At 57.7% G+C, this 26013-nt stretch carries 28 protein-coding genes and 1 riboswitch; of the genes, 13 read left to right on the top strand and 15 right to left on the bottom strand.

What is annotated here, in order from left to right; all coding sequences use genetic code 11:
• The first annotated feature begins 2 nt into the window (after window positions 1-2).
• The 7 genes from pstC to ACJAXR_RS14000 all read left to right on the top strand — a co-directional run bounded on the left by pstC (window position 3) and on the right by ACJAXR_RS14000 (window position 8021).
• Complete coding sequence (gene pstC, locus ACJAXR_RS14030; RefSeq protein WP_415058888.1) at window positions 3-893, top strand: phosphate ABC transporter permease subunit PstC; 891 nt, start codon at window positions 3-5, stop codon at window positions 891-893.
• On the top strand, window positions 886-1719 hold the full coding sequence (gene pstA / locus ACJAXR_RS14025) for a phosphate ABC transporter permease PstA (RefSeq protein WP_415058887.1): 834 nt from the start codon (window positions 886-888) through the stop codon (window positions 1717-1719). Before pstC ends, pstA begins: the two co-directional genes overlap by 8 nt.
• The gene (locus tag ACJAXR_RS14020) at window positions 1716-2567 is read left to right on the top strand and encodes a phosphate ABC transporter ATP-binding protein (RefSeq protein ID WP_415058886.1); all 852 of its coding nucleotides are present in this window, start codon (window positions 1716-1718) and stop codon (window positions 2565-2567) included. Before pstA ends, ACJAXR_RS14020 begins: the two co-directional genes overlap by 4 nt.
• A gap of 132 nt (window positions 2568-2699) precedes the next feature.
• Complete coding sequence (locus tag ACJAXR_RS14015) at window positions 2700-2939, top strand: exodeoxyribonuclease VII small subunit (protein ID WP_415058913.1); 240 nt, start codon at window positions 2700-2702, stop codon at window positions 2937-2939.
• Window positions 2936-3823 (top strand): polyprenyl synthetase family protein, encoded by an 888-nt coding sequence (locus ACJAXR_RS14010; protein ID WP_415058885.1) that lies wholly within the window; start codon window positions 2936-2938, stop codon window positions 3821-3823. The genes ACJAXR_RS14015 and ACJAXR_RS14010 overlap by 4 nt, the downstream gene beginning before the upstream one ends.
• 88 nt (window positions 3824-3911) lie before the next feature.
• Entirely contained in the window at window positions 3912-5795 is a 1884-nt protein-coding gene (gene dxs / locus ACJAXR_RS14005; RefSeq protein ID WP_415058884.1) for a 1-deoxy-D-xylulose-5-phosphate synthase, read from the top strand.
• A gap of 50 nt (window positions 5796-5845) precedes the next feature.
• A riboswitch (cobalamin riboswitch) is annotated at window positions 5846-6064 on the top strand.
• Between the two features lie 142 nt (window positions 6065-6206).
• Window positions 6207-8021 carry a TonB-dependent receptor domain-containing protein gene (locus ACJAXR_RS14000; RefSeq protein ID WP_415058883.1) on the top strand — a complete coding sequence of 605 codons (1815 nt, stop codon included), beginning with the start codon at window positions 6207-6209 and terminating at the stop codon, window positions 8019-8021.
• A 60-nt stretch (window positions 8022-8081) separates the two neighbouring features.
• On the opposite strand, the gene ACJAXR_RS13995 is transcribed toward ACJAXR_RS14000, so the two are convergent.
• From ACJAXR_RS13995 to ACJAXR_RS13925, 15 genes are all read right to left on the bottom strand, one after another.
• The gene (locus ACJAXR_RS13995; protein WP_415058882.1) at window positions 8082-8921 is read right to left on the bottom strand and encodes a helical backbone metal receptor; all 840 of its coding nucleotides are present in this window, start codon (window positions 8919-8921) and stop codon (window positions 8082-8084) included.
• Window positions 8921-9346: an MFS transporter gene (locus ACJAXR_RS13990; protein ID WP_415058881.1), complete on the bottom strand. Its 426-nt coding sequence runs from the start codon at window positions 9344-9346 to the stop codon at window positions 8921-8923. The genes ACJAXR_RS13995 and ACJAXR_RS13990 overlap by 1 nt, the downstream gene beginning before the upstream one ends.
• On the bottom strand, window positions 9346-9957 hold the full coding sequence (gene ribA / locus ACJAXR_RS13985; RefSeq protein ID WP_415058880.1) for a GTP cyclohydrolase II: 612 nt from the start codon (window positions 9955-9957) through the stop codon (window positions 9346-9348). The genes ACJAXR_RS13990 and ribA overlap by 1 nt, the downstream gene beginning before the upstream one ends.
• 121 nt (window positions 9958-10078) lie before the next feature.
• On the bottom strand, window positions 10079-10732 hold the full coding sequence (locus ACJAXR_RS13980) for a TIGR02281 family clan AA aspartic protease (protein ID WP_415058879.1): 654 nt from the start codon (window positions 10730-10732) through the stop codon (window positions 10079-10081).
• A 23-nt stretch (window positions 10733-10755) separates the two neighbouring features.
• Window positions 10756-11241: a phosphatidylglycerophosphatase A gene (locus ACJAXR_RS13975; RefSeq protein ID WP_415058878.1), complete on the bottom strand. Its 486-nt coding sequence runs from the start codon at window positions 11239-11241 to the stop codon at window positions 10756-10758.
• Window positions 11234-12226, bottom strand: coding sequence for a thiamine-phosphate kinase (thiL, locus tag ACJAXR_RS13970; protein WP_415058912.1), 993 nt, complete (start codon window positions 12224-12226; stop codon window positions 11234-11236). Before thiL ends, ACJAXR_RS13975 begins: the two co-directional genes overlap by 8 nt.
• A 30-nt stretch (window positions 12227-12256) precedes the next feature.
• On the bottom strand, window positions 12257-12736 hold the full coding sequence (gene nusB / locus ACJAXR_RS13965) for a transcription antitermination factor NusB (RefSeq protein WP_415058877.1): 480 nt from the start codon (window positions 12734-12736) through the stop codon (window positions 12257-12259).
• On the bottom strand, window positions 12733-13212 hold the full coding sequence (gene ribE / locus ACJAXR_RS13960) for a 6,7-dimethyl-8-ribityllumazine synthase (RefSeq protein ID WP_415058876.1): 480 nt from the start codon (window positions 13210-13212) through the stop codon (window positions 12733-12735). The genes nusB and ribE overlap by 4 nt, the downstream gene beginning before the upstream one ends.
• Before the next feature lie 60 nt (window positions 13213-13272).
• Window positions 13273-14367, bottom strand: a complete 1095-nt coding sequence (gene ribBA, locus ACJAXR_RS13955) for a bifunctional 3,4-dihydroxy-2-butanone-4-phosphate synthase/GTP cyclohydrolase II (protein WP_415058875.1) — start codon at window positions 14365-14367, stop codon at window positions 13273-13275.
• A 22-nt stretch (window positions 14368-14389) separates the two neighbouring features.
• Window positions 14390-15055 carry a riboflavin synthase gene (locus ACJAXR_RS13950; RefSeq protein ID WP_415058874.1) on the bottom strand — a complete coding sequence of 222 codons (666 nt, stop codon included), beginning with the start codon at window positions 15053-15055 and terminating at the stop codon, window positions 14390-14392.
• Window positions 15056-15086: 31 nt separating this feature from the next.
• Entirely contained in the window at window positions 15087-16346 is a 1260-nt protein-coding gene (nhaD, locus tag ACJAXR_RS13945; RefSeq protein WP_415058873.1) for a sodium:proton antiporter NhaD, read from the bottom strand.
• A 13-nt stretch (window positions 16347-16359) separates the two neighbouring features.
• Window positions 16360-17493 carry a bifunctional diaminohydroxyphosphoribosylaminopyrimidine deaminase/5-amino-6-(5-phosphoribosylamino)uracil reductase RibD gene (gene ribD, locus ACJAXR_RS13940; protein ID WP_415058872.1) on the bottom strand — a complete coding sequence of 378 codons (1134 nt, stop codon included), beginning with the start codon at window positions 17491-17493 and terminating at the stop codon, window positions 16360-16362.
• The gene (gene nrdR / locus ACJAXR_RS13935) at window positions 17486-17959 is read right to left on the bottom strand and encodes a transcriptional regulator NrdR (protein WP_415058871.1); all 474 of its coding nucleotides are present in this window, start codon (window positions 17957-17959) and stop codon (window positions 17486-17488) included. The genes ribD and nrdR overlap by 8 nt, the downstream gene beginning before the upstream one ends.
• 121 nt (window positions 17960-18080) lie before the next feature.
• Window positions 18081-19565 carry an AMP-binding protein gene (locus ACJAXR_RS13930; protein ID WP_415058870.1) on the bottom strand — a complete coding sequence of 495 codons (1485 nt, stop codon included), beginning with the start codon at window positions 19563-19565 and terminating at the stop codon, window positions 18081-18083.
• Window positions 19562-20551, bottom strand: coding sequence for an NAD(P)H-dependent flavin oxidoreductase (locus tag ACJAXR_RS13925; RefSeq protein ID WP_415058869.1), 990 nt, complete (start codon window positions 20549-20551; stop codon window positions 19562-19564). Before ACJAXR_RS13925 ends, ACJAXR_RS13930 begins: the two co-directional genes overlap by 4 nt.
• 129 nt (window positions 20552-20680) lie before the next feature.
• On the opposite strand from ACJAXR_RS13925, the gene ACJAXR_RS13920 reads away from it, so the two are divergent.
• The 6 genes from ACJAXR_RS13920 to ACJAXR_RS13895 all read left to right on the top strand — a co-directional run bounded on the left by ACJAXR_RS13920 (window position 20681) and on the right by ACJAXR_RS13895 (window position 26005).
• Window positions 20681-21586 (top strand): LysR family transcriptional regulator, encoded by a 906-nt coding sequence (locus ACJAXR_RS13920; protein ID WP_415058868.1) that lies wholly within the window; start codon window positions 20681-20683, stop codon window positions 21584-21586.
• A gap of 63 nt (window positions 21587-21649) precedes the next feature.
• On the top strand, window positions 21650-22303 hold the full coding sequence (locus ACJAXR_RS13915; RefSeq protein WP_415058867.1) for a class I SAM-dependent methyltransferase: 654 nt from the start codon (window positions 21650-21652) through the stop codon (window positions 22301-22303).
• Window positions 22304-22384: 81 nt separating this feature from the next.
• Entirely contained in the window at window positions 22385-23266 is an 882-nt protein-coding gene (trxA, locus tag ACJAXR_RS13910; protein ID WP_415058866.1) for a thioredoxin, read from the top strand.
• Window positions 23267-23354: 88 nt separating this feature from the next.
• Window positions 23355-23948 (top strand): DUF2796 domain-containing protein, encoded by a 594-nt coding sequence (locus ACJAXR_RS13905; protein WP_415058865.1) that lies wholly within the window; start codon window positions 23355-23357, stop codon window positions 23946-23948.
• 81 nt (window positions 23949-24029) lie between these two features.
• The gene (locus ACJAXR_RS13900; protein WP_415058864.1) at window positions 24030-24743 is read left to right on the top strand and encodes an ATP-binding cassette domain-containing protein; all 714 of its coding nucleotides are present in this window, start codon (window positions 24030-24032) and stop codon (window positions 24741-24743) included.
• Window positions 24743-26005: an ABC transporter permease gene (locus ACJAXR_RS13895; protein WP_415058863.1), complete on the top strand. Its 1263-nt coding sequence runs from the start codon at window positions 24743-24745 to the stop codon at window positions 26003-26005. Before ACJAXR_RS13900 ends, ACJAXR_RS13895 begins: the two co-directional genes overlap by 1 nt.
• Window positions 26006-26013: the final 8 nt, after the last annotated feature.

Here is a 26013-nt window from a genome sequence, read left to right as displayed (position 1 = left end):
GCATGCATGAGGTCACCGTAACAAAGAAAAAGCAGCGCTGGCCTTCAGATGCGCTGCTGAAATTCATGCTTGGGCTGCCCGCGCTAACGGCGGCCGTATTACTGCTGCTGATTGTCATTTTTCTTGTCTACGAAGCCTGGCCGGTCATGACCGGGCACAGTGGCATCAGCCTGCTCGACTTTTTCCGCAGTGACGGCTGGTATCCGCTACAGGAGCAATTCGGCATGTTGCCCATGGTATGGGCCTCTATTGCGGCGGCGTTGGGCGCTATGCTCCTGGCCGTCCCTATGGGTCTTGCCTGCGCGCTGTTCAGCCAATATCTGGCCCCGGCATGGATCAAAGGCCTATTCAACAGCATGATCAGTTTGTTGGCAGGTATACCCTCCGTGGTTTTTGGGCTCTGGGGTCTAACCGTGCTGGTGCCGCTAATTGGCCAATGGCAACCACCGGGTGCCAGCCTGCTGGCTGCCATTCTGATACTGGCCATGATGACACTGCCAACCGTTGCATTGACCAGCCGCGCTGCACTGGCAGCAACGCCACCGTCTCTTTATCAAGGTGCCGCCATGCTGGGCATGAGTCGTCATCGTATTTTGCTCGGGGTCTTAGTGCCTGCGGCCCGGCGCGGCATACTCGGCGGCATGTTACTGGCCATTGCTCGCGCACTGGGCGAAACCATGGCGGTACTCATGGTCGCCGGCAACGTGGTGCAAACCCCAGCCAGCCTGTTTGATCCCATCCGGGTATTAACGGCCAATATCGCCCTGGAAATGGCTTATGCGGTCGGCCAGCACCGCTCCAGCCTGTTTGTCTCGGGCCTACTGCTAATGACAATGGTGGCTATACTGGCTTGGTTGGCACACCGCATGAGCCGGGGTATGGCACATGGCTGATCGTTTTTTTTTGCTGACGCTGTGGTTAATTGCCGGTCTGGTAACCCTGACCTTTGCCTGGTTGCTGGGTGACATTCTGATCAAAGGCGTGCCCGCCATCAGCTGGGAGTTTCTCAGTCAGGCGCCAAGCCGCGCCGGTCGGCAAGGGGGTATATGGCCGATCCTGGTATCGACCGTGCTAATTTTATCTGTCGCCATCTGTGTTGCACTGCCATTGGGCCTGTGCAGTGCCATCTGGCTGGCTGAGTTCACCCGCCGCGACGGCCCATTGGGACGCCGGATCGGGCTGGCCCTGGACATACTGGCAGGCGTGCCCTCGATCGTTATCGGTCTGTTTGGATACGCTTTTTTTAGCGGATTCCTGGGGCTGGGTTTCTCCATCCTCTCGGGCGGCCTTACCCTGGCCTGCATGATGCTACCCATTCTGGTACGTACCGCCGAAAGTGGCTTGACTGCAGTGCCTGATGAATGGCGCCATGCCGCAGCAGCACTGGGTATGCGCCGTGGCAGTGTACTCTGGCATGTGCTGCTACCCGCCGCAGCACCGGCTATAACCGCGGGCTTACTGTTAGCAGTGGGCAGGGCCACGGCGGAAACAGCCGCTCTGATTTTCACTAGCGGCTACGTGGATCGTATGCCAGAGTCTTTGAATGACTCCGGACGCGCTCTGGCCGTGCATATTTACGACCTATCGATGAACGTCACCGGTGGCGACCACGCTGCCTACGGATCAGCGCTGGTGTTGGTCACCCTGATCATTGTTATCAATCTGCTCGCCAACCTGCTCTCGTTGTATTGGGCAAAACGCAAGGTAACCCTCACATGACCGATTCAACTGGTCTACAAAAGGGTATCGAATCACCCTATACTCTGGGACAGGTCGAAGCAGGCTCGCCTTGCTGTAAACCCGTGGCGCATTTACAAATTCGCGATCTAACCATCGCCTACCATGGGGTAACGGTTCTTTCCGGGGTATCACTGGACGTTTATCGTGGCTGCATTACCGCCCTAATCGGCCCCTCAGGCTGCGGAAAGTCGAGTTTCCTAGCCTGCCTCAACCGTCTGACCGATCTGCTTCCCGGGGCCCATACCCATGGCGAAGTCAGATTAGACGATCAGAATATTCTGGCTCCAGGGTTGGATGTAAAGCAGCTACGCCAGCGTATCGGCATGATTTTCCAGAAGCCCAACCCCTTCCCCCTATCCATCCGACGCAACCTTGAATTGCCCTTACTGGAGCGTGGCATTCGCCAAAGAATCGAGATAAACCGGCGGATAGAGAGCGTCCTGCGCGACGTGGGTCTGTGGGACGAGGTTGCAACACGCCTCAACAGTCCTGCGACACGCTTATCCGGCGGGCAGCAACAACGCCTATGCATTGCCAGAGCCTTGATATTGGAACCGGAAATCCTGCTGATGGACGAACCCTGCAGTGCACTCGACCCGCTCTCGTCTGCGGTAGTTGAAGATCTGATATTACGGCTTCGAGGCCGCTATACCGTGATTATCGTTACTCATAATCTGGCACAGGCAAGGCGCATCGCTAATTATGCAGCCTTCTTCTGGGTAACCGAGCAGAGCGGCAAGTTGATCGAATTCAACCGTTGCCAGAGTCTTTTCGAGGCACCCCAGAACAGTTTGACTGAGGCGTACATCGCAGGAACCAAGGGCTGACCATCCGGTTTCTGAGATCAGGGCCCGCCATCTTCACTATTTTAGCCATACTGGAGCCATGGCTGATTGACCGTCAGGGGCCCCTTGGGTAATGTTCAGCCGACTCCGATTCGCCAGATAACCGAGGTAAGCATGGCCAAGAAGAAAACCGCCGTGGATTTCGAGCAATCGCTGGGCGCGCTACAAGGGCTGGTCGAGCGACTGGAAAGTGGCGAGCTGAGCCTAGAAGAGTCGCTTACCGCTTTCGAGCAGGGCGTGTCCCTGACCCGCGATTGCCAGCAGGCGCTGAGCCAAGCAGAACAGAAAGTCAGCCTGCTCACCGAACAGCAGGGTCAGCCTGTCGTCGAGCCCTTCGATGGTCCGGCTGAATGACCGATTTCAATCAGTACCTGGGCCGTTGTCAGGTGCGTATCGATGAGTATTTAAAGCGGCATCTGCACACTGAGCAGCCACGTCTGGATCGTCTGTTCTCGGCCATCCGCTACAGCGTGACCAACGGCGGCAAGCGAATTAGGCCGATGCTTGTATATGCAAGCTGCGAAGCGCTGCAGGGCAACATCGCACAGGCGGATGTGGCCGCTGCCGCGGTTGAAATGATCCATGCCTATTCCCTGATCCATGATGACTTACCGGCGATGGACAACGACGACCTGCGCCGAGGCCAACCGACCTGTCATCGCGCTTTCGATGAGGCGACGGCGATTCTGGCCGGCGATGCCTTGCACGCGATGGCTTTTGACTGGCTTGCTGCTGCAGACGAGTTCGATCCGGCTGTTCGCCTGCGCATGGTGCAACTGCTAGCGAGTGCTGCGGGACCCGAGGGAATGGTTGGCGGTCAGGCAATCGACCTCGGCGCCATTGGTCAGACTCTGGACATCGCGACGCTGGAAAATATGCACAGAAAAAAAACCGGGGCTCTGATCAGCGCCGCCGTGCAACTAGGCGCCCTGACCAGTGGCCACGCCAGCGAGACGCATTTGCGGGCGCTAAGCACCTATGCAGGCTGCATAGGACTGGCGTTTCAGGTACAGGACGATATTCTCGACATCGAAAGCGACACCAGCGTACTCGGCAAGCAACAGGGTGCAGACATCGCCCGCGACAAACCAACTTATCCGGCACTGCTCGGACTAGATGGCGCGCGCCAGCTTGCTGTATCACTGCGCGACCAGGCTATCGACGCACTGCAGCCTATCGGTTCTGGCAGCGCGCGCTTGCAACAACTGGCCGACTATATTGTGCAACGGCATTTCTAACCGTCAGGCAGCCTTGGGCTATCCGTCCGCATCAGTTAAACTGGTATTTTAATCGTGCCTGATATGCAGGCACCCAGAGCCCTGTTTGATGCCAAGCACTTTCCACGAGATACCCCGCAACCGGCCCAGCACACCGCTGTTGGACAGCCTGGACACCACTGAGCGTCTGCGTGAGCTTGACGACGAGCTGCTGTCGACGCTGGCAGACGAACTGCGTGCTTATCTATTGTGGACGGTCAGTCAGACTGGCGGGCATTTTGGTGCGGGCCTGGGTGTCATCGAGCTGACCATTGCCTTGCACTACACCTACCATACCCCTTATGACCGTATTGTTTGGGATGTGGGCCACCAGGCCTACCCGCACAAGATATTAACGGGTCGCCGGGAGCAGATGAGCACCCTGCGGCAAAAAAACGGTCTGGCGGCTTTCCCGCGGCGCAACGAGAGCGCTTATGATACCTTCGGTGTCGGCCACTCCAGCACATCGATCAGCGCCGCGCTGGGTATGGCCATCGCGTCAGGATTGCAGGGACTTAATCGGCGTACCGTCGCGGTTATCGGTGACGGTGCATTAACCGCGGGGATGGCTTTCGAGGCGCTGAATCACGCTTCGGACGTAGAAGCCGATATGCTGGTGGTCCTGAATGACAACGACATGTCGATTTCCCGCAACGTCGGCGGCCTGTCCAATTATCTGGCCAAGATTCTCTCCAGCCGCACTTACTCGCACATGCGCGAGGGCAGCAAGAAAGTACTTTCGAAGATCCCCTCTGCCTGGGAACTGGCACGCCGGACCGAAGAACACGCTAAGGGTATGCTAGTGCAGGGGACGCTATTCGAGGAGCTTGGCTGGAATTACATCGGCCCGATCGATGGTCATGACCTGCCGACACTGATAGCCACCCTGGGCAACATGCGTCAGTTGAAAGGACCGCAGTTTTTGCATGTGGTGACTCAGAAGGGTAAGGGGTTCTCCCCCGCCGAAGCGGATCCGATCGGCTACCACGCGATCACCAAGTTCGAACCCAAGCACGCCAGCAATGGCGTGAGTAAACCAAAGTTTTCCAGCATATTTGGCCAATGGCTGTGCGATATGGCCGCCGAAGACGAAAGGCTGGTTGGCATCACGCCAGCAATGAAAGAGGGCTCCGACCTCATTGCCTTCAGTGAGCGCTACCCGCGACGTTATTTCGATGTCGCCATTGCCGAACAACATGCGGTAACCCTGGCGGCCGGTATGGCCTGCGAAGGGGCCAAGCCGGTAGTTGCCATCTATTCCACCTTTCTGCAACGAGCCTACGACCAGGTCATTCACGACGTGGCCGTGCAGAATCTGGACGTACTGTTTGCCATAGACCGCGCAGGACTGGTCGGCGAAGACGGCCCGACCCACGCAGGCAGCTTCGATCTGTCGTTCCTGCGCTGCCTGCCTAACATGCTGATCATGGCCCCCGCCGACGAAAATGAGACTCGCCAGATGCTAACGACGGGCTTCCTGCACGACGGACCCGCTGCCGTCCGTTACCCGCGCGGAACCGGGCCCGGAGTACCTGTTGAGCAGACGCTGACATGCCTGCCTATAGGAAAAGGTGCCCTGACCCGCAAGGGCACGGGGATAGCCATTCTGTGCTTCGGCACGCTACACGCAAACGCGCTGCAAGCTGCCGAGACACTGGACGCCAGCGTCGCTAACATGCGCTTCGTCAAGCCGCTGGATGTCGAACTCATTCGGCAGCTGGCCAGCAGCCACGATCTACTGGTTACGCTAGAAGAAAACACCGTGATGGGTGGCGCTGGCAGCGCAGTGAATGAATGGTTGTTGGCCGAGCGGATAGCGGTACCTATGCTCAATCTCGGCCTGCCTGATTGCTACGTCGAGCATGCAAAACCAGCTGAAATGCTAGCCGAATGCGGACTGGACGCAGCAGGCATCGAGGCATCGATCCGACAGCGGCTGCTGCAATCCACCTGAATTTGCGTCTGCGGACTTGACCGCTGCGCGCATTAGCCCTAGAGTCCGTCCCGCTTCCAGTCGCACTGGGTGCCCTGCTGGCCATCAAGCCACGGGGTTAAACGGGAAGTCGGTGCAATCCCGACGCTGCCCCCGCAACGGTAAAGGATCACAGCCCCCTGATACGGGTCTGTCGGTAATGTGCATTAAGCCACTGTACTCTCGAGTATGGGAAGGCCACATTATTTGCATCCTGAGCCCGGAGACCGGCCCTGTGCGAAAGAATTTGCGCGCCCTGCAAGCGGCGCGCAAATTCGTTGCTGAGGTGTCGCGGAGGGCGTCACCCGGCCAGTGTATGGCTGTCCCTTCGTGTTTCTGACAGATTTCGCTGGCTTCTCGCCCTCCTCAAAAGTATTTCTTTTGAGGCTCAACATGAACAGATTTTTAATTCTCGTCCCTACCTTGTTGGTATCTGGCATCACGCTGGCCAACAGCTCCCTGGATCTTCCAGACACAGTAATCACCGCATCGCGCCAGTCGCAGCAGCTATCGAATACGCCAGCAGCCACCACCGTATTTACCCGCGCCGATATCGAGCGCCTGCAGCCCACTTCGGTCGCCGATCTCTTGCGTCGAGTGCCAGGCGCGTCGATCACCACCAATGGCGGTCCAGGCAGTCTCACAGCGCTATCCCTGCGCGGCACCGGCAGCACTCAATCACTTGTATTGGTAGACGGGCAGCGCATCGGCAGCGCGTCGGCCGGCCAACCCAGTCTAGAGTTTTTGAATATAGACCAGATTGAGCGTATTGAAGTGATCCGCGGACCCCGTTCCGCTATCTACGGCTCAGACGCCATTGGTGGCGTGGTACAGATTTTTACCCGTCAAGGCAAAACGGGGTTCAATCCCCGGGCCAGTTTCGCTGTAGGTAGTGACCAGACCTATCGCCGGCATGTAGGCCTGTCTGGCGGCGATCAACGGACCCGCTTCGACCTTGGCGCCAGCCTGAACGAAACAGGCGGCTTTGATCGCACACGGCATGAAACTGCGGGTGATCAGGACGACGACGGATATCGTAATAGCGCTTTCAATGCGAGCCTCAGCCATCGCTTTACCGAGACGTTGGAAGCGGGCATCAGCCTGTTGGAGCAAAGTGGCAATACGGAATATGACCTGTTTGGCAACCCCGAAGATGACTTCACTCTGAGCACGGTCGCTACTCATCTGCAATGGCAGGTCAATCAGCTGTGGACTACCCGCCTGGAAGCCGGTCATGCGGAAGACAAACGCGACAGCAATTACGACTTCTTCAATTTTACCTACAATACTTACCGCGATTCCGCCAGCTGGCTGAATACTCTGCAATTGAATGATCAGCATAGTCTGCAGGCAGGACTGGATTGGTACGAGGATCGTCTTCGCACTACCGGCAGCTTCCTCAAAACAGAGCGCTCCAACCGCGCCGCGTTTGTTCAGCACCGCTTTGCCGGTGAGGCGTTTCAGACAGAGCTCGGCTGGCGGCACGACGACAATGAGCAGTTTGGCAACGCCAACACATTCAACGCGGCCCTAATCCTGCCCATCAGCGCCAATCAACAGCTGGTCGCTTCATATGGCGAAGGTTTCCGGGCGCCGACTTTCAACGATCTGTACAACAGCTTCGGCGCAAACCTAGAGCTGCAGCCCGAGCGCTCCAAGAGCTATGAGCTGCAATGGCGGGGAGAGGTTCAAAACACAAGACTACAAGCGGCTGCGTTCCGAACTGATATCGATGATCTGATTTTGCTCGACCCCTTCTTCGTCGCCCAGAACATCAGCCGGGCACGCATCCACGGGCTAGAGCTCAGCGCCGAGGCCGAGCTGGCAGGCTGGCAAACCATGGCCTCGGCTACTTGGCTGGATCCCCGGGACCGCAACACGGGCAATCAGCTGCCACGCCGGCCCAAGCGTTTAATCAGTGTCGATATTGACCGTCAATGGGGCGATTTGGGCTTGGGGTTCAGCGTGACGGCCAACAGCACCCGCTACAATGACCCGACAAATCAACAGGAGCTGTCTGGCTATGGCCTGGTCGAAGCTCGCGCGCATTGGGCGATGACCGAGGCCGTACGCTGGGATCTCAAACTGGGTAATCTGCTCGACAAGGACTACCGGTTGGCCAATTATAATAGCGGAGGCCAAACCTACAGTTACCAGGAAAACAATCTGAATGCCCAGCTGGCAGTGAGCTGGACGCCCAACTTCTGATCCGACAAGCGGGCGTCGCATCCTTCAGATGTGCCGCCCGCTTCGCTCTTGCAATACAATTCAATGCAGCTCAATCAATGCGCACAGCTGTTCCAAGCCTTTCAATACGGCAGGCGTTGGCCTCACCAGCGCGTCCCCATCCATCACCCTTAAACCCTCCTCGCGAACCACTCTTAGCTTCGGAAACTGGCGCCAGCGCTGCAGCCAGATATTCGCACCGGCCGGAGCATCGGAAAACACAATAATGATATCGGGGTCGGCTGCGATAACGCTTTCGCGCCCCACCTGAGGGGCAAGCACGGACAGATCACCAAAGATGTTTATAGCCCCGCAGTGCCGCAGTGCATCGCCGATCAACTGCTGATCGCTGACGGTATAAAGAGGATCGTCCCAGAGCTGTACAAAGACCCGTGGCGCGTTTTTGCTGAGCGGACGGTAGGAGCGCTCAAGCGCCTGTTCAAAATCGGATGCCAACAATTCGGCACGCTCGGATACGTTCAGCAATAGGCCCAGTTCGCGGGTCATCTGCGCGATATCATTCAGGCGCTGCGGGTCAAATCGCTCCACACGCAAACCCCAATCCTCTAATTGAGCAAGCATCTGCGGTGAGTTACCAGAGCTCCAGGCGAGAACCAGATCAGGCTTCTGCGCAAGAATGAGTTCGCGCGACACCGACTGATAGCCACCGACGCGTGGAACCTGCGCAAGATCATCGTGCAGTTGGCCATCATCCAGCACCCCAACCAGACGATCAGCCTGTTGCAGCTGAACCACCATGTCGGTCAGAAACGGAGCCAAACTGACGATACGTTGCGCTTGGGAGTGACCGTTTAGGTCGCTGGCCAGTGCGCCGGTACAAAATAGCCATAGGCAGGCCAGAGCAGCCCACCAGCGCGACATCACTTCACCCAGGCGGAGGGTGGACGATAGAGCAGCATGACGCCGACGCTCGCCAGCACCAGCAAGGTCAAAGGCACAACCTCCGCAGTACACACGTAGTGCAGCATGCCGATCCATGCCGGAAGCTTGGCATTGAGCAATCCAAGTAGCTGCTCACGATGCAGCGTTACCCAGGCGTCTGCAGCCTCGGGAGTCTCACCCAGGCGCTCGGCTTCAATCAGCGCCGCTTTATACCGGCGAAACCGCCAAAGCGAGAGGAACAGGGTAGCCAGCGCGAGAACGAATAACGCAATGGCACCGTCTTCCCATGCGCCCGGTTGATCTTTCAGCAACCAGGCCAAGGCAATGGGCAAGCACAGGGTCACAAAGCTCTGCATACGCCAGTTACGGCGCAAGGCTCGCCAGTGCTGAGTAGAGTCAAACATTATTCTTTCTCCGCCTGATGCATCTGTCCCAACATATGGCCGAGCTTGCCAGCCTTGGTTGCTAGGTACTTACTGTTGTGGGGATTGAGGCCAAATTCCAGTGGCAAACGCTCGGTCACGTTCAGCCCGTAGCTCTCAAGGGCTTTAACTTTCCGCGGATTATTGGTCAACAAACGCAGGCTGGTGATGCCTAGGTGCTTGAGGATCGGCTGGCAAATCCCATAATCGCGTTGATCTGCGCCAAAGCCGAGCTGCTCATTTGCCTCAACGGTATCAGCGCCACCGTCCTGCAGATGGTAAGCCCTGATCTTATTCATTAGGCCTATGCCTCGACCTTCCTGACGCAAATACAAAAGAGCCCCGCGACCTTCTTCGGCAATCGCCTTGAGCGCAGCTTCCAGCTGGAAGCCGCAGTCACAGCGCAGGCTGAACAAGGCATCACCGGTGAGGCACTCCGAGTGCAAACGACCGAGTACTGGCTGACCGTCGGCAACATCGCCCATGGTCAACACCACATGCTCCTTGCCGGTTTCCGGTTCGAGAAAGCCATGCATGGTGAAGGTGCCCCAGCGGGTTGGCAATTTGGATGACGCAACAAAGGTGACTGACACACCTGGCTCCTGTCCGGTTGCAACTACAAAGGGGCGCCATATTATCAGGTGAACGCCGGAACGGCGACGTATAGCGACATGGCGAATGTGTCAGCATGTCGGCGATCAAGCCGGCACGACTTCAGTTCCGGCTTTCCAGCAGCAGCGTTTCGCCATTGTCGACCATGCGTATTCGGCTCAGGTAGCTGTTACCCAGCAGCACCTCGGTCGGAAAGCCACCTTCCAGAACTAGGCCGTCGACGTTGCTCAGCTCGACATCCCCCACCTTCACTCTATCCAGCATAACCCGGTAACCCCTCTCCTGGCCGCTCGCGGTACTGGCCATGATCGGCGTGCCGTTGAGCCGGAAGTCGATCCCCAGACGCTGGGCCTGAAAGGAGTTCATTGCCACACTGGTCGCGCCGGTATCGAGCATGAACTGGACATTCTGACCATTGATGGAGCCAATGGTACGGAAGTGCCCCCCCGCAGTACGTGCGATGGAAACCTGCTGGCGCTCGACCTCGGCAAAACCGTCGGTGTAGTCACGTTGCAAAGAGAGTTGGCGGGTTTCACCATTGATTCGCAAGGTCGCATTGCGACTATCTGCTGCCAGTAACTCAACACCGTGTGGCCCTGGCTTGCCGATGCGCAACATATGCCGTTGCCCGTCGATATTAACAACTGCGGCACCGGAGAACAGACCGACAACCCTGACCCGCGGCTCTGCACTGAGGTTACCTATTGCTGCAGCTAATCCCAAAACGATCCACGCTATGGCTAACGTCCTTCGCATCGTTATTCTCCTTGAGCCGGCATTCAGAACAGTTGTTCAACCGCAAGCAACACCGCCAACGCCATCAGTCCGGCGAGAATATCGTCCAGCATGATACCCAGCCCGCCGTGCACTTTGCGATCCACCCAGCCGATCGGCCAGGGTTTCAAAATATCAAAAAAGCGAAAGAGCACAAAGCCGCCAAGCAGCCAGAGCCAGCCCGGTGGCGCTAGCAGCATGGTTAACCAGTAGCCAACAAACTCGTCCCAGACGATGCCACCGTGGTCATGCACACCCAGATCTTTTGCGGTGCGCCCGCATAGCCAGATACCCAGCAGTGTGCTGATGACGATGACCGCCAGATAGCCCGACAACGACAGGTGCTGCCATAAGGGAACGAACGGAACCGAGGCCAGTGTACCCCAGGTACCCGGTGCCCGGCGCACCGCACCACTGCCGAACCCGAAGGCGAGAAAATGGATGGGATTGCGCCAGACCGATGCGGGGGCGTACGAGACCTGTTCAGACATTATTGTTCCCTTGGAAATGCTGGTAACCCGCTGGCCGGGCTACTTCTTCGAGCCCCTGACCTTCGTCCAACCATATACCGCGCCCGACAACAGCCTCGCCAACTACCGTCACGTCAAATCCCTGAGATTTCCAGATCTCCAGAGAGCGGATACTGGCAACCGGCAGAGTGAAAAGTAATACGTAATCGTCTCCTGCGCCCAACATCCATTCCTTCCGCTGCTCCGCAGGCCAAAAGCGCAATGCCTGCGAGCAAGGCAAGTCCGCGACCCTAATATGCAGCGCCAGTCCACTGGCCTCTGCCAGGTGACGCGCGTCAGCCAGCAATCCATCAGAGATATCCAGCCCAGCACTGGCTACTCCGGCCAATTCTAGCCCGAGATCGCACTGTGCCATGGGCCGCCAGAAACGCTGCAACAGGTAATCACGCGCGGCATCGTCGAGATCGGCTGGCAACGCCGCTGCAAGGGCAACCGCAAGACCGCCACCACCATCACCCAAAGGCCCGCCAACACATAACAGATCTCCTGGCTGTGCATCACTGCGGCGAACCACATTGCGAGGGCGCACTTCGCCAAAAACGGTGACATTGATGTTTAGCGGGCCTTTGGTCGTGTCACCCCCGATTAGACTAATGCGGTGGTCGCGCGCAGCCTCGGCGAGGCCTTCAGCAAAGCTCTGCAGCCAGATCTCATCGACCTCGGGCAAGGTAAGAGCCAACGTGAAACCCAGCGGTCTGGCGCCCATTGCGGCGAGATCACTGACAGCTGCGGCAAGAGCGCGATAAGCAATATTAGAGGGGACGTAATCAGGCGGAAAATGTGTGCCGAGCACCAGTGAGTCAGTCGACACAACCAGCTGCTTTTCAGCAGCCGGGGCAATCATGGCCGCATCGTCGCCAATACCCAGGGTGACTTGCTCCGTCGGACCAGCACCTTCCAGCGCAGTGCTGCGAAAATACCGGCCAATCAGTTCGAACTCACCCAACGACATGGCTATAACCTTTTCAGATAGATCTCAACGCCCCCTGCGGGACGCATTGACCTCGACGCTGCGCAGACTCGGCGCGAGCTTGTCGAGAATGCCATTGACGTACTTGTGACCGTCAGTGGCGCCAAAGATCTTGGCCAGTTCAATACCTTCGTTGATCACTACCTTGTAGGGCACGTCGATCCGATGCACCAGTTCATAAACGCCCAGGCGCAGAATCGACAACTCGATGGGATCAAGTTCGCGCACCGGACGATCAAGCACGCTACCCAGGTGTTCATCCAGCTCGGTCAGGTTGCGACCCACGCCGGTTAGCAATTCGTGAAAATATGCACCGTCGACCTTGGCAAAATCATTGTCGGCGCGATATTGCGCTTCGATATCAGACAGCGGCAGGTCGGCCACGTGCCAACCATACAAAGCCTGTACCGCAAAGCTGCGCGCCTTGCGCCGCGCCGACGCTTTGGGCCTGCCAGCACTAACCGGTTGCTGGTCGGATTCGCTCACTTTACCCCCAACTGCTTGAACAAGCTGACCATTTCAACAGCAGACATGGCTGCCTCGGCGCCCTTATTGCCCGCCTTGGTGCCAGAGCGCTCAATGGCCTGTTCAATGCTGTCGACCGTCAGCACACCAAAGGCCACCGGAATACCATACTCCAAGGACAGACTGCCAATGCCCTTTACGCATTCACCCGCAACATATTCAAAATGCGGCGTACCGCCGCGGATAACCGCGCCAAGGGTGATGATGGCGTCGAACTGCTTGGTTTCGGCGACCTTCTTCACAACTAAAGGAATCTCAAAGGCACCCGGGGCACGCACAATGGTGATGTCCGCATCTTTAACACCGTGACGCTTGAGCGCATCGATAGCGCCGGACAGCAGGCTTTCTACTACAAAGCTGTTGAACCGGCCAACCACTAACGCATAGCGGCCCTGCACTGACACGAAATCGCCTTCGATGGTACGTATAGCTGACATGTAATCTCTCTCTATTAAAGAACCGGCTGCGCACCAGGCGCAGTCGTTAATCGGGTGCGGTTATTCGCAGGGCAGATATTCTACTACTTCCAGGTCGAACCCGGATATGGCATTGAACTTCATCTGCTGGGACAGCAGTCGCATCTTGCGTACGCCGAGGTCACGGAGAATCTGCGAACCAGCGCCAACAGTATTATAGGTTGTCGGCTCGCGTTCGGGCGCATTGGTCCCGGCAAGCTGGTTAACATGATGCAGCAGCTCTTCGGAGCCCATCTGGTTGCCCAACAGCAGCACTACTCCATGACCGGCCTCAGCCAGCTTGCTCATTGCGGCACGCAGACTCCAGCGACCTGGTTGACTGACCATGAACAGGTCCCGCAACGGATCCATGTTGTGCACACGCACCAGCGTTGGCTCTTCCGGCTCCAGTTTACCCAGCGTCAAAGCCAGATGCACTGCGCCCTCAAGACTGTCACGGTAAGTCACCAGGTTGAAGCTGCCCAGCTCGGTTTCAAGCGGCTGCTCGGATATACGTTTAACCGTACGCTCGTTGAGCAGCCGGTAGTGAATAAGGTCAGCAATGGTACCGATCTTGAGGTTATGTTCGCGGGCAAAACCTTCCAACTGGGGACGACGGGACATACTGCCATCATCGTTCATGATCTCGCAGATCACACCCGACTCACCAAAACCTGACATGCGCGCCAAGTCGCAGGCGGCTTCGGTGTGACCGGCACGCGCCAGCACGCCACCCGGTTGCGCCATCAACGGGAAAATATGGCCGGGGCTGACGATGTCATCAGCCACCGCGCCTGGCGCTGCGGCAGCTTGCACAGTGCGCGCCCGGTCTGCCGCGGAGATTCCCGTGCTGACTCCGATGGCCGCCTCGATGGAAACCGTGAACTTGGTACCAAAGCCGGAATTGTTGCGCTGCACCATCAGGGGCAGATTCAAACGCTCGCAATGCTCCAGACTCATAGGCATGCAGATCAATCCGCGACCGAAACGGGCCATGAAATTGATATGTTCAGCCTGGCAGGCCTGACCCGCCATGATCAGGTCGCCTTCGTTCTCGCGATCTTCGTCATCCATCAGAATGACCATCTTCCCAGCGCGAATATCTTCCAGTAATTCTTCAACGGTATTAAGTTTCATGCGGCCCTCCCGGGCTCCTTGATCAGGATTTCAGGTAGCCGTTTTCGGCAAGAAAAGACATGCTCAGACGGCTGTCGCGATTGGGCTCGGCAGCCTTGTCTCCCAACAGCAGGCGCTCCAGATAGCGAGCGATCAGGTCGACTTCCAGATTGACCGGACTACCCGGCTGGTACTCGCCCATGACTGTTTGCTGCATGGTGTGCGGCACAATGTTCAGGTCAAACACGGCGCCATCTACGGAGTTGACTGTCAAACTGATGCCGTCGACGGTAATCGAACCCTTCTCGGCTATATAACGCGCCAGCTCGGCTGGCGCTTCGATACGAAAATGCCAGGAGCGCGCATCCTCTTCCAGCGAGAGGACTTTGCCAACGCCATCCACATGGCCACTGACAAGGTGTCCTCCCAGACGCGAAGAGGGCGTGAGTGCCTTTTCCAGGTTGACTCGACTGCCGTCCTTGAGGCGCGACAGCGCCGTGCGGCGGATAGTTTCCCCACTGACGTCAGCCCAGAAGCCATCCCCAGGCAACTCCACCGCAGTCAGGCACACGCCATTGACCGCGATACTATCGCCCAATTTCACATCGCCCAGATCGAGACCCGCTGTTTTAACGTAAAGCCTGACGTCTCCGCCACGGGGCTGCATGCTCTGGATCTGACCAACCGCTTCGATGATGCCTGTGAACATGTAAGTGCCTCTTTATCAGGAGTTGAGTCTACTAGCCACCGACCAGCAAACCCAAACCATAAACCGAGATATAGCCGAAGATGAACGCCGCGAATAGCAACCCAAAGCTGCGCATGTAGGTCATGAAGGTCAAGCCCGGCAGCTTGCTCATCGCCACAATCCCGGCAGCGGAACCGATTATAAGCAATGAACCGCCCACACCGACAGCATAAGTCAGGCCCATCCAGTTGGCGGTAGTCATCTGCAGATCGGCTTTCAACAAGGCAGCAGTCAAGGGCACGTTATCAATCAGCGCCGAAAGCATACCCATCAGGAAGTTGGCAACGACCACCGGCACCACATCGTAAAGTGCCGTCAGGCCTTGCAGTACGCCAATAAACTGGAGCATGCCGACCAATAACAGAACCCCAAGGAAGAACAGCAATGTCTCGAACTCGATTGCCCGGACATACTCGAGAATTGGATCGTTTTCGATGTCTTCGTTGAAAAACCGTGCAATCAAAAACATCAGCGCCAGCCCGGTGAGAAAGGTCAATACGGGCGGAATGGAATACACCAGACTCCCCAGGATAGTCCCGAGAATGGTCAGCAGAAAAACCAGGCCGATCAGCTGATCAACTCCGCGCAACGGTTTCAGCGCTGCTTTCTCGATAATGACTTCATCCTTAAGTCCCACCGAGAGGAGTCCGGCAAGCAATAATACCGCCAGCAATGCGGGCCCACTCAACATCAATAGATGGGTGATCTCGACCTTGTCGGCGAGAAAGATCATCAGGGTAGTGACATCACCGGTGATCATTGCCACGCCGCCCGAGTTAACCGCAAAGACAACCAGCGTGGCAAAACGCAGGGTCTTGCGCAGCTCCATCTTCAGGCTCAGTACCAGCGCCACCGAGACCAGCGTAGCGGTGATGTTGTCCGCAATGGATGAAAATACGAAGCAGAACAGACCGGTTAGGAACAGCAACTTTCGCTCTGTCACCCGACCGGGGAGAATGCTGTAAATGATATTTTCAATCAGTCCCTTCTTGTTCAGGTAAGCGACAAAGGTCATGGTCGCCAGCAGGAAGAGCCAGAGTCCGGCGATATCCGTAATGTTTTCGTTGAGTGCCTCGTGAACACTCTCACGAAAGGCCTCGTCGGGTGCGGCGATAAACAACACCATCCACGCCAGCGCGCCGAAAAACAGCACCACCTTGGCCTTGTTGACGTGAATCAACTCCTCGAAAACCACACCCAGAAACGCAGCCACTGCCATTACAATCAGTAACCATTGAACTGCCGTATGCATAATGAAACACTCTTTAGAAAGGAAGAACCGGTCGCGCCGTGATTCGCCAGTCACGGCCGACAACCCGCATGTCGGTTACATCAAGCTGCATGGCCTCGGCCATACTGTCGAAGGGCAGTTCCAACAAGGGTCGCGCCAGACTGCCCAGCAGCCGTGGCGCCATATATACAATCAACTCGTCAACCAGTCCCGCCTGCAGAAAGGCACCCGCCAGACCGGCACCGGACTCCACCAGCACTTCATTGCAGTCGCGCGCAGCGAGCAGCCGCAACAGAGCCTCAAGATCAACGTACTCACTGGCCGCACTGGGTAATGCAAGTAACTCGGCACCCGCATCGCTGTAATCCAGCGCTGCCGCTCCGTCCAGTCGGCACGCTACCAGCACAGGTCCGGATTGCTGGAACAAGCGGCTGGTCAAGGGTACACGCCGGCGGCCATCTATCAATACTCTCAGTGGCTGACGGGCAGCTGCGGTGGCCGCCTGTGCTTCCGGCAGGCCCAACTGGTCGCGGCGCACCGTCAACGCAGAATCATCCAGCAATACCGCATCAGCGCCAGAGACCACCGCACTGCTGCGCGCGCGCAGACGCTGCACATCGGCACGTGCCTCGGGACCGGTAATCCATTGACTTTCACCACTGGCCATTGCGGTGCGGCCGTCCATACTCATGGCCAACTTGAGTCGCACAAAGGGTAGACCGGTCTGCATACGCTTGACGAAACCCGCATTCAGCGCAGCCGCCTGCGCTTCCAGCAAACCGCACTCGACTTCAATGCCACCCGCGCTCAAACGCGCAAGGCCACGGCCACCGACCAGCGGATTGGGATCCTGCATGGCCGCAACCACCCGTATCACTCCAGCGGCTAACAGTGCGTCAGCGCAGGGCGGTGTGCGACCAGTGTGGCTGCACGGCTCAAGCGTTACGTAGGCCGTCGCACCGCGCGCAGCGCCACCGGCCTGACTCAGCGCATTCACCTCAGCATGACCTTCACCGGCACGCACATGCCAGCCCTCGCCCACAACCTGCCCGCCGCGAACCAGCACACAACCGACGCGGGGATTGGGATCCGTGGTGTACAGGCCTCTCTCTGCCAACTGCAACGCCCGGGCCATCATGCTCCGATCGTTGATCGCCTGATCAGGCATCCGGCTCTTCCTTGTCACGGCGTGACAGCCGCTCAATCTCTTCGCGAAACTGATTGAGATCCTGAAAACGCCGGTAGACAGAAGCAAACCGAATGTAGGCAACCTCATCGAGCTGCTTGAGTTCGTTCATGACCATTTCACCAACAACCATCGCCTGCACTTCACGCTCACCGGACGCCCGCAGTCGGTGCTTGATGTGGCCTATAGCGGCTTCAATCTGTTCGACACTGACCGGGCGTTTTTCCAGCGCGCGCTGCATACCTGCACGCAGCTTCTCTTCGTCGAAAGGCTGGCGCCGACCGTCACCCTTGATAATCCGGGGAAGCACCAGCTCGGCTGTTTCAAAGGTCGTAAAGCGCTCCTGGCAGGCAAGACACTCGCGCCGCCGGCGCACTTGATCGCCTTCGGCAACCAGCCGGGAATCGATAACCTTAGTATCGTGGGCGCCGCAGAATGGACAATGCATTAAGATTTCCCAGAAGGATAAAAAGCGCCTGTATCTTACTCTTTTGTAGGCCGCGATAAAAATGCATCTTTATCCCTCAGAAACGGAAATCCTCAACACCCGACGTCCTGCGGCTCCGAGCTCAGGAGGGCGCGAAACGGTCCCGCAGATGACGCTTGGCGATCTTGCCGTTGTCGTCACGCGGCAGGGCATCAACCAGCTCGACCCGACGCGGTACTTTAAAGCTGGCCAGACGCTCACGCACATACTGCTGTACCTGCTCCACAGACAGCAGACCCGGCGTCGCAGCCACTACCGCCAGCAGCGATTCGCCATATTCGGCATCGGGCACGCCCAGCACAGCACAGTCGGTTACGCCCGGGAGCGTTATCAGAACGTGCTCAATCTCCGCCGGATAAATATTTACGCCGCCGGAAATCACCATATCCGATTTGCGGTCGCAGATATAAAGGTAGCCCTCATCATCCAGATAACCAATATCGCCGACAGTAGCTAGATCATCAAGTCCTGCCTTGACGCGGGCCGCTTCATTGTTCAGGTAAGTAAAGTCGGGGACAGCTGGCTGACGAACATATATCACGCCCGGCTCGCCCACCGCACAATCGCTACCCTGGTCATCGACGATGCGGATGCGTGTGTCACCAATCGGCAAACCGACGCTACCCGGCTTGCGCCGCGCGGAGACAGGGTCCTGGATTGTGATCATGCCGGTTTCACTGGAGGCATAGGTTTCATAAATCACAGGGCCCCACCAGTCGAGCATTGCCAGCTTTACATCGGGTGCACAGGGCGCACCGGTAGAGGCCACAAAGCGTACAGATGACAGATCGTATTTAGCTTTGATCTCGGCCGGCAGCCGCAGCAGGCGCACGTACATGATCGGCACCAGAAATACCGTATCAATACGATGTTGCTCAATCAGCGCCAACGTCTGCTCGGCGTCAAAACGCGGCATCACTACCATCAGCTCGGCCTGCAAAATCGACTGCTGCGCAAAGGAACTGGGGGCGCTGTGGTACATCGGCGCCGAGACCAGCGTGCGTACGCCCGGCTCGATCCCCCAGGCTGCCCGCGACAAACCCTGCATGGCTGTCGCCATTGCTTCGCGCTCTAGCGGTGCGGGGGCAAGACGCTTAACGCCCTTGGGCAATCCGGTCGTACCTGAGGTATAGGCCATGTGAGTCCGCGGGGTACGCTCGGCACCCGCGTACGGCACCTGCGCGGCCAGCCATGGCTCATAGGCCAGACGACCAGATGCGAGCTCAGCTTCAGCGCCATTAACCAACACCTGAACGCCCTCTGGAATAGTGCTCTCAAGGGCTTCCAGCAGGTCTGCTTCGACCAGAAACATCTTGGCTCCCGAGTCGCTCAACAAAAACGCCACTTCGTCTGCTTTGAAGTGCCAGTTGATCGGGCAATAAAAACACCCGGCCGTCTGGCAGCTCTGAATCGCATCGATAAAGGCAGGCCCATTGCGCAGCATCACTGCGATCACATCGCCGTCCTCAACGCCCATTCGCGCCAGTCCACCGGCTAGCCGCAAGGCCCGTCTGGCAACATCGTCGCCACTGCGATCCAGCTCGCCACAGATCAACTGGGCCGTCACGGCTTTTCACCATAGGGGCTGGCTAGCATCTGCATGCGCGCACGGGCATCAGCGTATTCGCGCTCAAGCTTGCTGACTGCCTCGGCGGTCGAGGTGATGGCACCAATACTGCCCACGCCCTGCCCTGCGCCCCAGATATCGCGCCAGGCTTTGCTTTTGTTGCTACCACCGGAGCCAAACTTCATGCTGCTCTTGTCCCCTTCCGGAAGATTGTTCGGATCCATGCCGGCGTTCTGAATGCTGGGCTTGAGATAATTGCCGTGCACGCCAGTAAAAAGGTTGCTGTAGACGATATCGTCCGCGCTCGTGTCCACCAGCATCTGTTTGTAGGCCGCGTCTGCGTTGGCTTCGTGGGTGGCGATAAAACGCGTACCCATGTAAGCCAGGTCTGCGCCCATGGCTTGCGCGGCAAGAATCTGCTCGCCTTTGGCGATAGAGCCCGAAAGAATGATAGGGCCATCGTAGAAATCACGAATTTCCGATACCAGGGCAAAGGGACTCAATTGACCAGCGTGCCCGCCAGCGCCAGCACAAACCAAAATCAGACCATCGACCCCCGCTTCGATTGCCTTCTTCGCGTGCTTGACGTTGATCACGTCGTGAAAAACCAGCCCGCCATAGCTATGAACCGGGCCCACCACATCGTTGGGTGCGCGCAAGCTGGTGATGACGATGGGCACCTTGTATTTCACGCACATTTCCACGTCATGCTGCAGCCGGTCATTACTGGCATGGACAATCTGGTTCACCGCGTAGGGTGCAACCTTCGCCTCCGGATTAGCTTTTTTGAAACTCTCCAGTTCGGACGTTATGCGTTGCAGCCAGACGTCCAGCTCTTCGGCTGGCCGAGCATTCAGCGCCGGAAAGGAGCCGACCACGCCGGCTTTGCACTGGGCGATCACCAGATCAGGGTTGGAAATGATAAACAGCGGTGAGCAAATAACGGGTAGCGTCAGTGAGTTCTGCAGAATGAGGGGAAGACTCATTGTTGTTCTCCTAGGGCCATGTCAGGCATGCGATATCAGAATAATAAAGTGCAAAGACTATAGAAGCTGACTGACTGATCTACAATATCCGCCAACCAGCCCAAACCGTTTACAAATAGGCAACAATGGATGGACATCAAGAACCTGCAGTTCCTCAGCGCAGTAGTCGAAGCTGGCAGCATGAGCGCTGCCGCGCGCCGCCTTGGCACATCACGCTCGCACGTCAGCCGCAGACTCAAGGCGCTAGAGCAGAGCATTCAAGTGCAGCTGTTCCGGCGTACCACGCGCCGAGTGGAGCCGACGCAAATCGGTTGGGCGCTTTACGAGCATGCGGCGCGCATCAGCCAAGAACTGAACGCCCTGCAGGCCACGGTAGACGACCTGGGCAAGAATCTGCGCGGGCATATCCGCCTCAGCGTGCCGGTCGCACTGGGGCAGCAGGTGGTTGGCCCGCTGCTATTGGAGTTTGCCAGTCTATACCCGGAGGTTAGCCTGCAATTAACCTTCAGCAATCGTATTTTCGATCTGGTCGCTGCCGAAATTGACGTTGCTATCCGCGTAACCACGACGCCGCCTGACGCCCTGGTGGCGCGCGACCTCGGCCCAGTTGATTGGGCGCTTTGCGCCAGTCCTCGTTATCTCCAGGCGCATGGCACGCCGCAGCAACCGGAAGATTTGTTAAAGATCGACATGGTCAGCGTCAACTCACATGACCAACGTCTGCCGCTGGAGCTGTTCGACGGCCATGAAACCCGTACACTGATGCTGCGACCGCGACTGCAGACCGAAGATATGATGTTCCTCAAACGTGCCACCCTGGCAGGTATTGGTTGCGCCCTGCTACCGCTCTACAGCGTGCAGCAGGAGCTGGACAACGGCGAGTTGCAACGGCTGTTACCCTCACAGCGCGCCCGGGTCAGTGCCTGGGGCGATCATCTATACCTCTTGACTGCGCCCAACCTCTACCCCACCTTGGCCACGCGGACCCTGATCGAGTTTCTGCACAGTCGTCTGCAAGTCCTGCTGCCGATCTGAACAGGCTGCGCATGGGTCTTCACGCCGCACTCCAATAGCCACACTACTACTGCGGATCACAGCATGACCCTAGCCGCCCTGAACGCCGAGTTGCATCATGTTCTGGCCGATGCACAGCTGATAGCCACCCGTCTGCCCGGACTGGAAAAACTGCAACTGTGGCTGCTTGATCCAGCCAACCTGAATCGTGCCTTCAGCAGCGAGGAAACCCGGCGACTGCTCGATCAGCCACCCTATTGGAGCTTTTGCTGGGGCAGCGGCCTGGCATTGGCTCGCTGGATACTCGAGCATCCGCAACAGGTTCGCGGTAAACGGGTACTGGACTTCGGCAGTGGCTCGGGTGTCGTCGCCATTGCCTGCGCCATGGCCGGCGCGCAACAAAGTATAGCCTGCGACCTAGATCCTCAGGCGCTGCTCGCCAGCACCCTGAATGCTGAGCTGAACGGCGTAGAACTGACTCTGGCAGAGGATTTTTTTGCCGTAACTGGCGATATTGATCTGATCCTCGCTGCGGACGTCCTGTATGACAGCAGCAACCGCGTGTTTCTTGAACATTTCCGCCAGCGCGCCGCCTCCACCATGCTCGCCGACTCGCGGGTGCGTGACCTGCAGCACCCGAGCTACCGGCTTCTGAGCAGATTACAGGGCCAGACCTGGCCGGATCTGGGTGAGCCCCTGGCATTCCGGGAAGTAGCCTTGTATGGCAACACCCACTAAGCAGCAGTATGCCCAGGGCACCCTTGATTTCAACGCCAGGGCGCCCCACTATCGCCTGACTCTCAATACGATGGACACTCCATGAGCCAGTCAGCCTATATTTTTGATGTCACTACCGAGACCTTTGACCGCTATGTACTGGAGAACTCTTTTCACAAACCGGTACTGGTGGATTTCTGGGCCGAGTGGTGTGCTCCCTGCAAGGTCCTGCTGCCGGTACTCGTCAGTATCACCGAGAGCTATGCGGGCGAACTGTTGCTGGCCAAGGTCGACTGTGATCAACAGGCCGAACTGACCGAGCGCTTTGGCATCCGGAGCCTGCCAACCGTTGTGCTGTTCAAGGATGGTCAGCCCGTCGACGGCTTCACCGGCATCCAGCCCGAAAGTGCTATCCGGGTGATCCTCGAGCCACATCTTGGCACCGTGCCCGAGGCGGCCCCGGAACCTGAAGCGGACCTGGCCACAATAGCCACCACCCTCCTTGAGGAAGGCAATGCGACACAGGCAATCGCGCTTCTGCAGCCAGCCATCAGCGAGCAAACCGAAGATCCTCTCCTGGTTCTGCTTGGCCGAGCACTGGCGATGGATGGTCAGCTTGACGCGGCTGAACAGGTATTGGATGCGGTAAAAGATAAGAATGTACACAAGGCAGCACTGGCTGGCGCAAGGGCTCAGGTGACTTTTCTGCGCCAGGCTGTAGGTCTGCCGCCGCGTACCGAGCTTGAGCAGCGCCTCGAACAGAACGCCAATGACAGTGAAGCCACCTATCACCTGGCGATGGTGGACTTATCGCAGCAGCGCCACGGAGTGGCTCTTGCTGCCCTGCTGGCACTGTTCGAGCACGATCGCGGCTATGCCGATGGAAGCCCCCACCGAACACTGCTGGAGGTCTTCAATGCCCTTGGCAGCGAACATCCGCTGACTATCCAATACCGGCGCAAGCTCTATCAGGTTCTGTATTGATATTCTCTGACATAAGCATCGTAGGGGGGCTGGCAAGCCCTGTGCATATGTTATAGGATAACATCCCATAACATATTGGAGGCTGCACATGCGCTACCCTATCCTGCTTCTCGGTGGACTACTAAGTACGCTGGCCTTCACCATTCAGGCCAGCGACCAGAATCATGACCATGACCATAATCACGTACACAGCGAAGAGAGTGCCGCCAGCGTCGCTGCACATGAGCACGGTGTGGCAAGCCTTAATCTGGTACTGGATGGTCAGAACGTCATACTCGAGCTCCAAAGCCCCGCTGCCAACATCGTCGGTTTTGAACATCTTCCCACCAGCGAAACAGACCTTGCCATCACAAAGCAGGCGCGTCATCGTCTGGAGCAGGCCCAGAACCTGTTCGTATTCTCTGAAGCAGCAGCTTGCATATTGGAAGAGTCCGAAGCCAAAAGCCCTCTTTTCGCTGTGGCTGGGGTAGAGCACGATGATCACGGTGCCCGCGGAATCGCACATGCGGATATCAACGCTCGCTTTCATTTCGCCTGCGCCAATCCTGACGCACTCCAAAAAATTGAGGTGAAGTTGTTCGACGCGTTTCCCAATACCGAAAAACTCCTGTTGCAGGCCATTACGCCCAAAGGCCAGCAGGGCGGAGAGCTGACCCCGGCGCAGAGCGTCATACACCTTTGAAGTCACAGCTACAATCTGATCGGATATACTCGATACTTTGGTAGCTTCAGCTCCCTATTTTCCCATGCCCCAGACACTTCCATGCAGCCATTCCTGATCCAACTAGATGCAGTGACCTTCACCTGGCCTGGCCAGTCGAGCTTACTGGACATACAGAGTTTCGCTCTGTACCGCGGTGAGCGTGTGTTCCTCAAGGGTCCATCGGGTAGCGGCAAAACCACTTTGCTGGGTCTGCTCGGCGGTGTGCTGTTGCCTGACAGCGGTAGCATCAAACTCCTGGAGAAAAGCCTGGCTGACCTCTCGGCGGCCAGGCGGGACCAGTTTCGCGCTGACCATACTGGCTACATATTCCAGATGTTCAATCTGCTGCCTTACCTCTCACTGGTTGAAAACGTCACCCTGCCTTGTCGCTTTTCAGCCGTACGCCGTGCACGGGCACTCGCACGCAGCGCCAGCCTGGAGCAGGCAGCATTGGATCTGCTTGCCGGCCTCGGACTCTCTGATCCGCAATTGCTGCGAAGGTCCGTTTCCGAACTGTCGATTGGCCAGCAGCAACGGGTAGCCGCGGCCCGAGCCCTGATTGGTAACCCTGAACTGGTGATTGCCGACGAACCCACGTCCGCCCTGGACGCGGACAGTCGGGAAGCCTTTCTGCAGCTGCTATTCGCCGAATGCGAACGCGGAGGCAGCAGCTTGCTCTTCGTCAGCCATGACTCATCGCTGGAGCCGCTGTTCGATCGCGCACTGTCGCTAAAGGACATAAACCGCGCGGCCACAACCGCAGAGGTGCTCTGATGTATCTGCTGCGCTTGGCAATAAAGAGTCTGGCCAATCGCCGTTTCTCCGCCATCTTGACGGTGCTGGCAATCGCCCTCAGTGTCACCTTGCTGCTGGCCGTGGAAAAGGTCCGGACCGAGGCCAGGGCCAGTTTCACCAGCACCATTGCGGGCACGGATCTGGTTGTCGGGGCCCGCTCCGGCTCGGTGCAATTGCTGCTGTATTCGGTTTTTCGTATCGGCAACGCGACCAACAACATTCGCTGGGACAGCTATCAGCATGTGACCGAACATCCTCAGGTTGCCTGGGCCATTCCGCTTTCGCTGGGTGACTCTCACCGCGGGTTTCGGGTGATGGGAACGACCCCAGGTTACTTCGAGCACTATCGTCACGGACGCGATCAGGCACTAGTGTTTGCCAGCGGTGCACAGTTTGACGATCTGTATGACGCGGTCCTGGGCGCCGATGTCGCACGTGAACTGGGGTATGCTTTAACCGACGAGATGGTCCTGGCCCACGGTACGGGCTCCGTGAGTTTTGTCGACCATACAGACAAACCCTTTCGAGTGAGCGGCATACTGCGCAAAACCGGGACGCCTGTCGATCGCACCATCCATATCAGCCTGCAGGGTATAGAAGCGCTGCATGTGGACTGGCAACAGGGCATGCCCGGCCGGGGCGCAGCCAGCGTCAGTGCAGAGCAGGCCCGAGAAATGGATCTGACCCCCAAGGCAATCACGGCTGTATTACTCGGCCTGACCAGTCGGATCAGCACTTTTGCCGTACAGCGGGAGATCAATCAGTTCGGCGGCGAACCGCTGCAAGCGGTTCTGCCCGGGGTGGCCCTGCAGGAACTGTGGAGCTTGCTCGGCATGGCCGAAAAGGCGCTCTTTATCGTTTCGCTGTTCGTCGTACTGACCGGCCTGGTCGGTATGCTGACAGCCATTCTCAGCAGCCTGAACGAGCGCAGGCGGGAGATGGCTATCCTGCGTTCAGTTGGGGCGCGTCCCCGGCATGTATTCAGCCTTTTGTTGCTTGAAGCGGCCAGCCTCGCTTTCGCCGGGATCATGCTCGGGCTCGGCCTGATGTATCTGTGTCTTTGGTTGGCTCAGCCTTTGATTCTGTCACGCTACGGGCTATACATTGCCATCACGCCTCCGGGCCCCTATGAATGGACGTTGCTCGGCGCTATTCTGGCGGCCAGTGTCCTGATGGGCAGCGTCCCAGCCTGGCGCGCCTACCGACAGTCGCTGGCGGACGGCCTGTCGATCCGAACCTGAGAATCCCA

Source organism: Halopseudomonas sp. (assembly GCF_047631575.1).
Lineage (GTDB): Bacteria > Pseudomonadota > Gammaproteobacteria > Pseudomonadales > Pseudomonadaceae > Halopseudomonas.
This window is presented reverse-complemented; position numbering and strand designations above follow the sequence as displayed.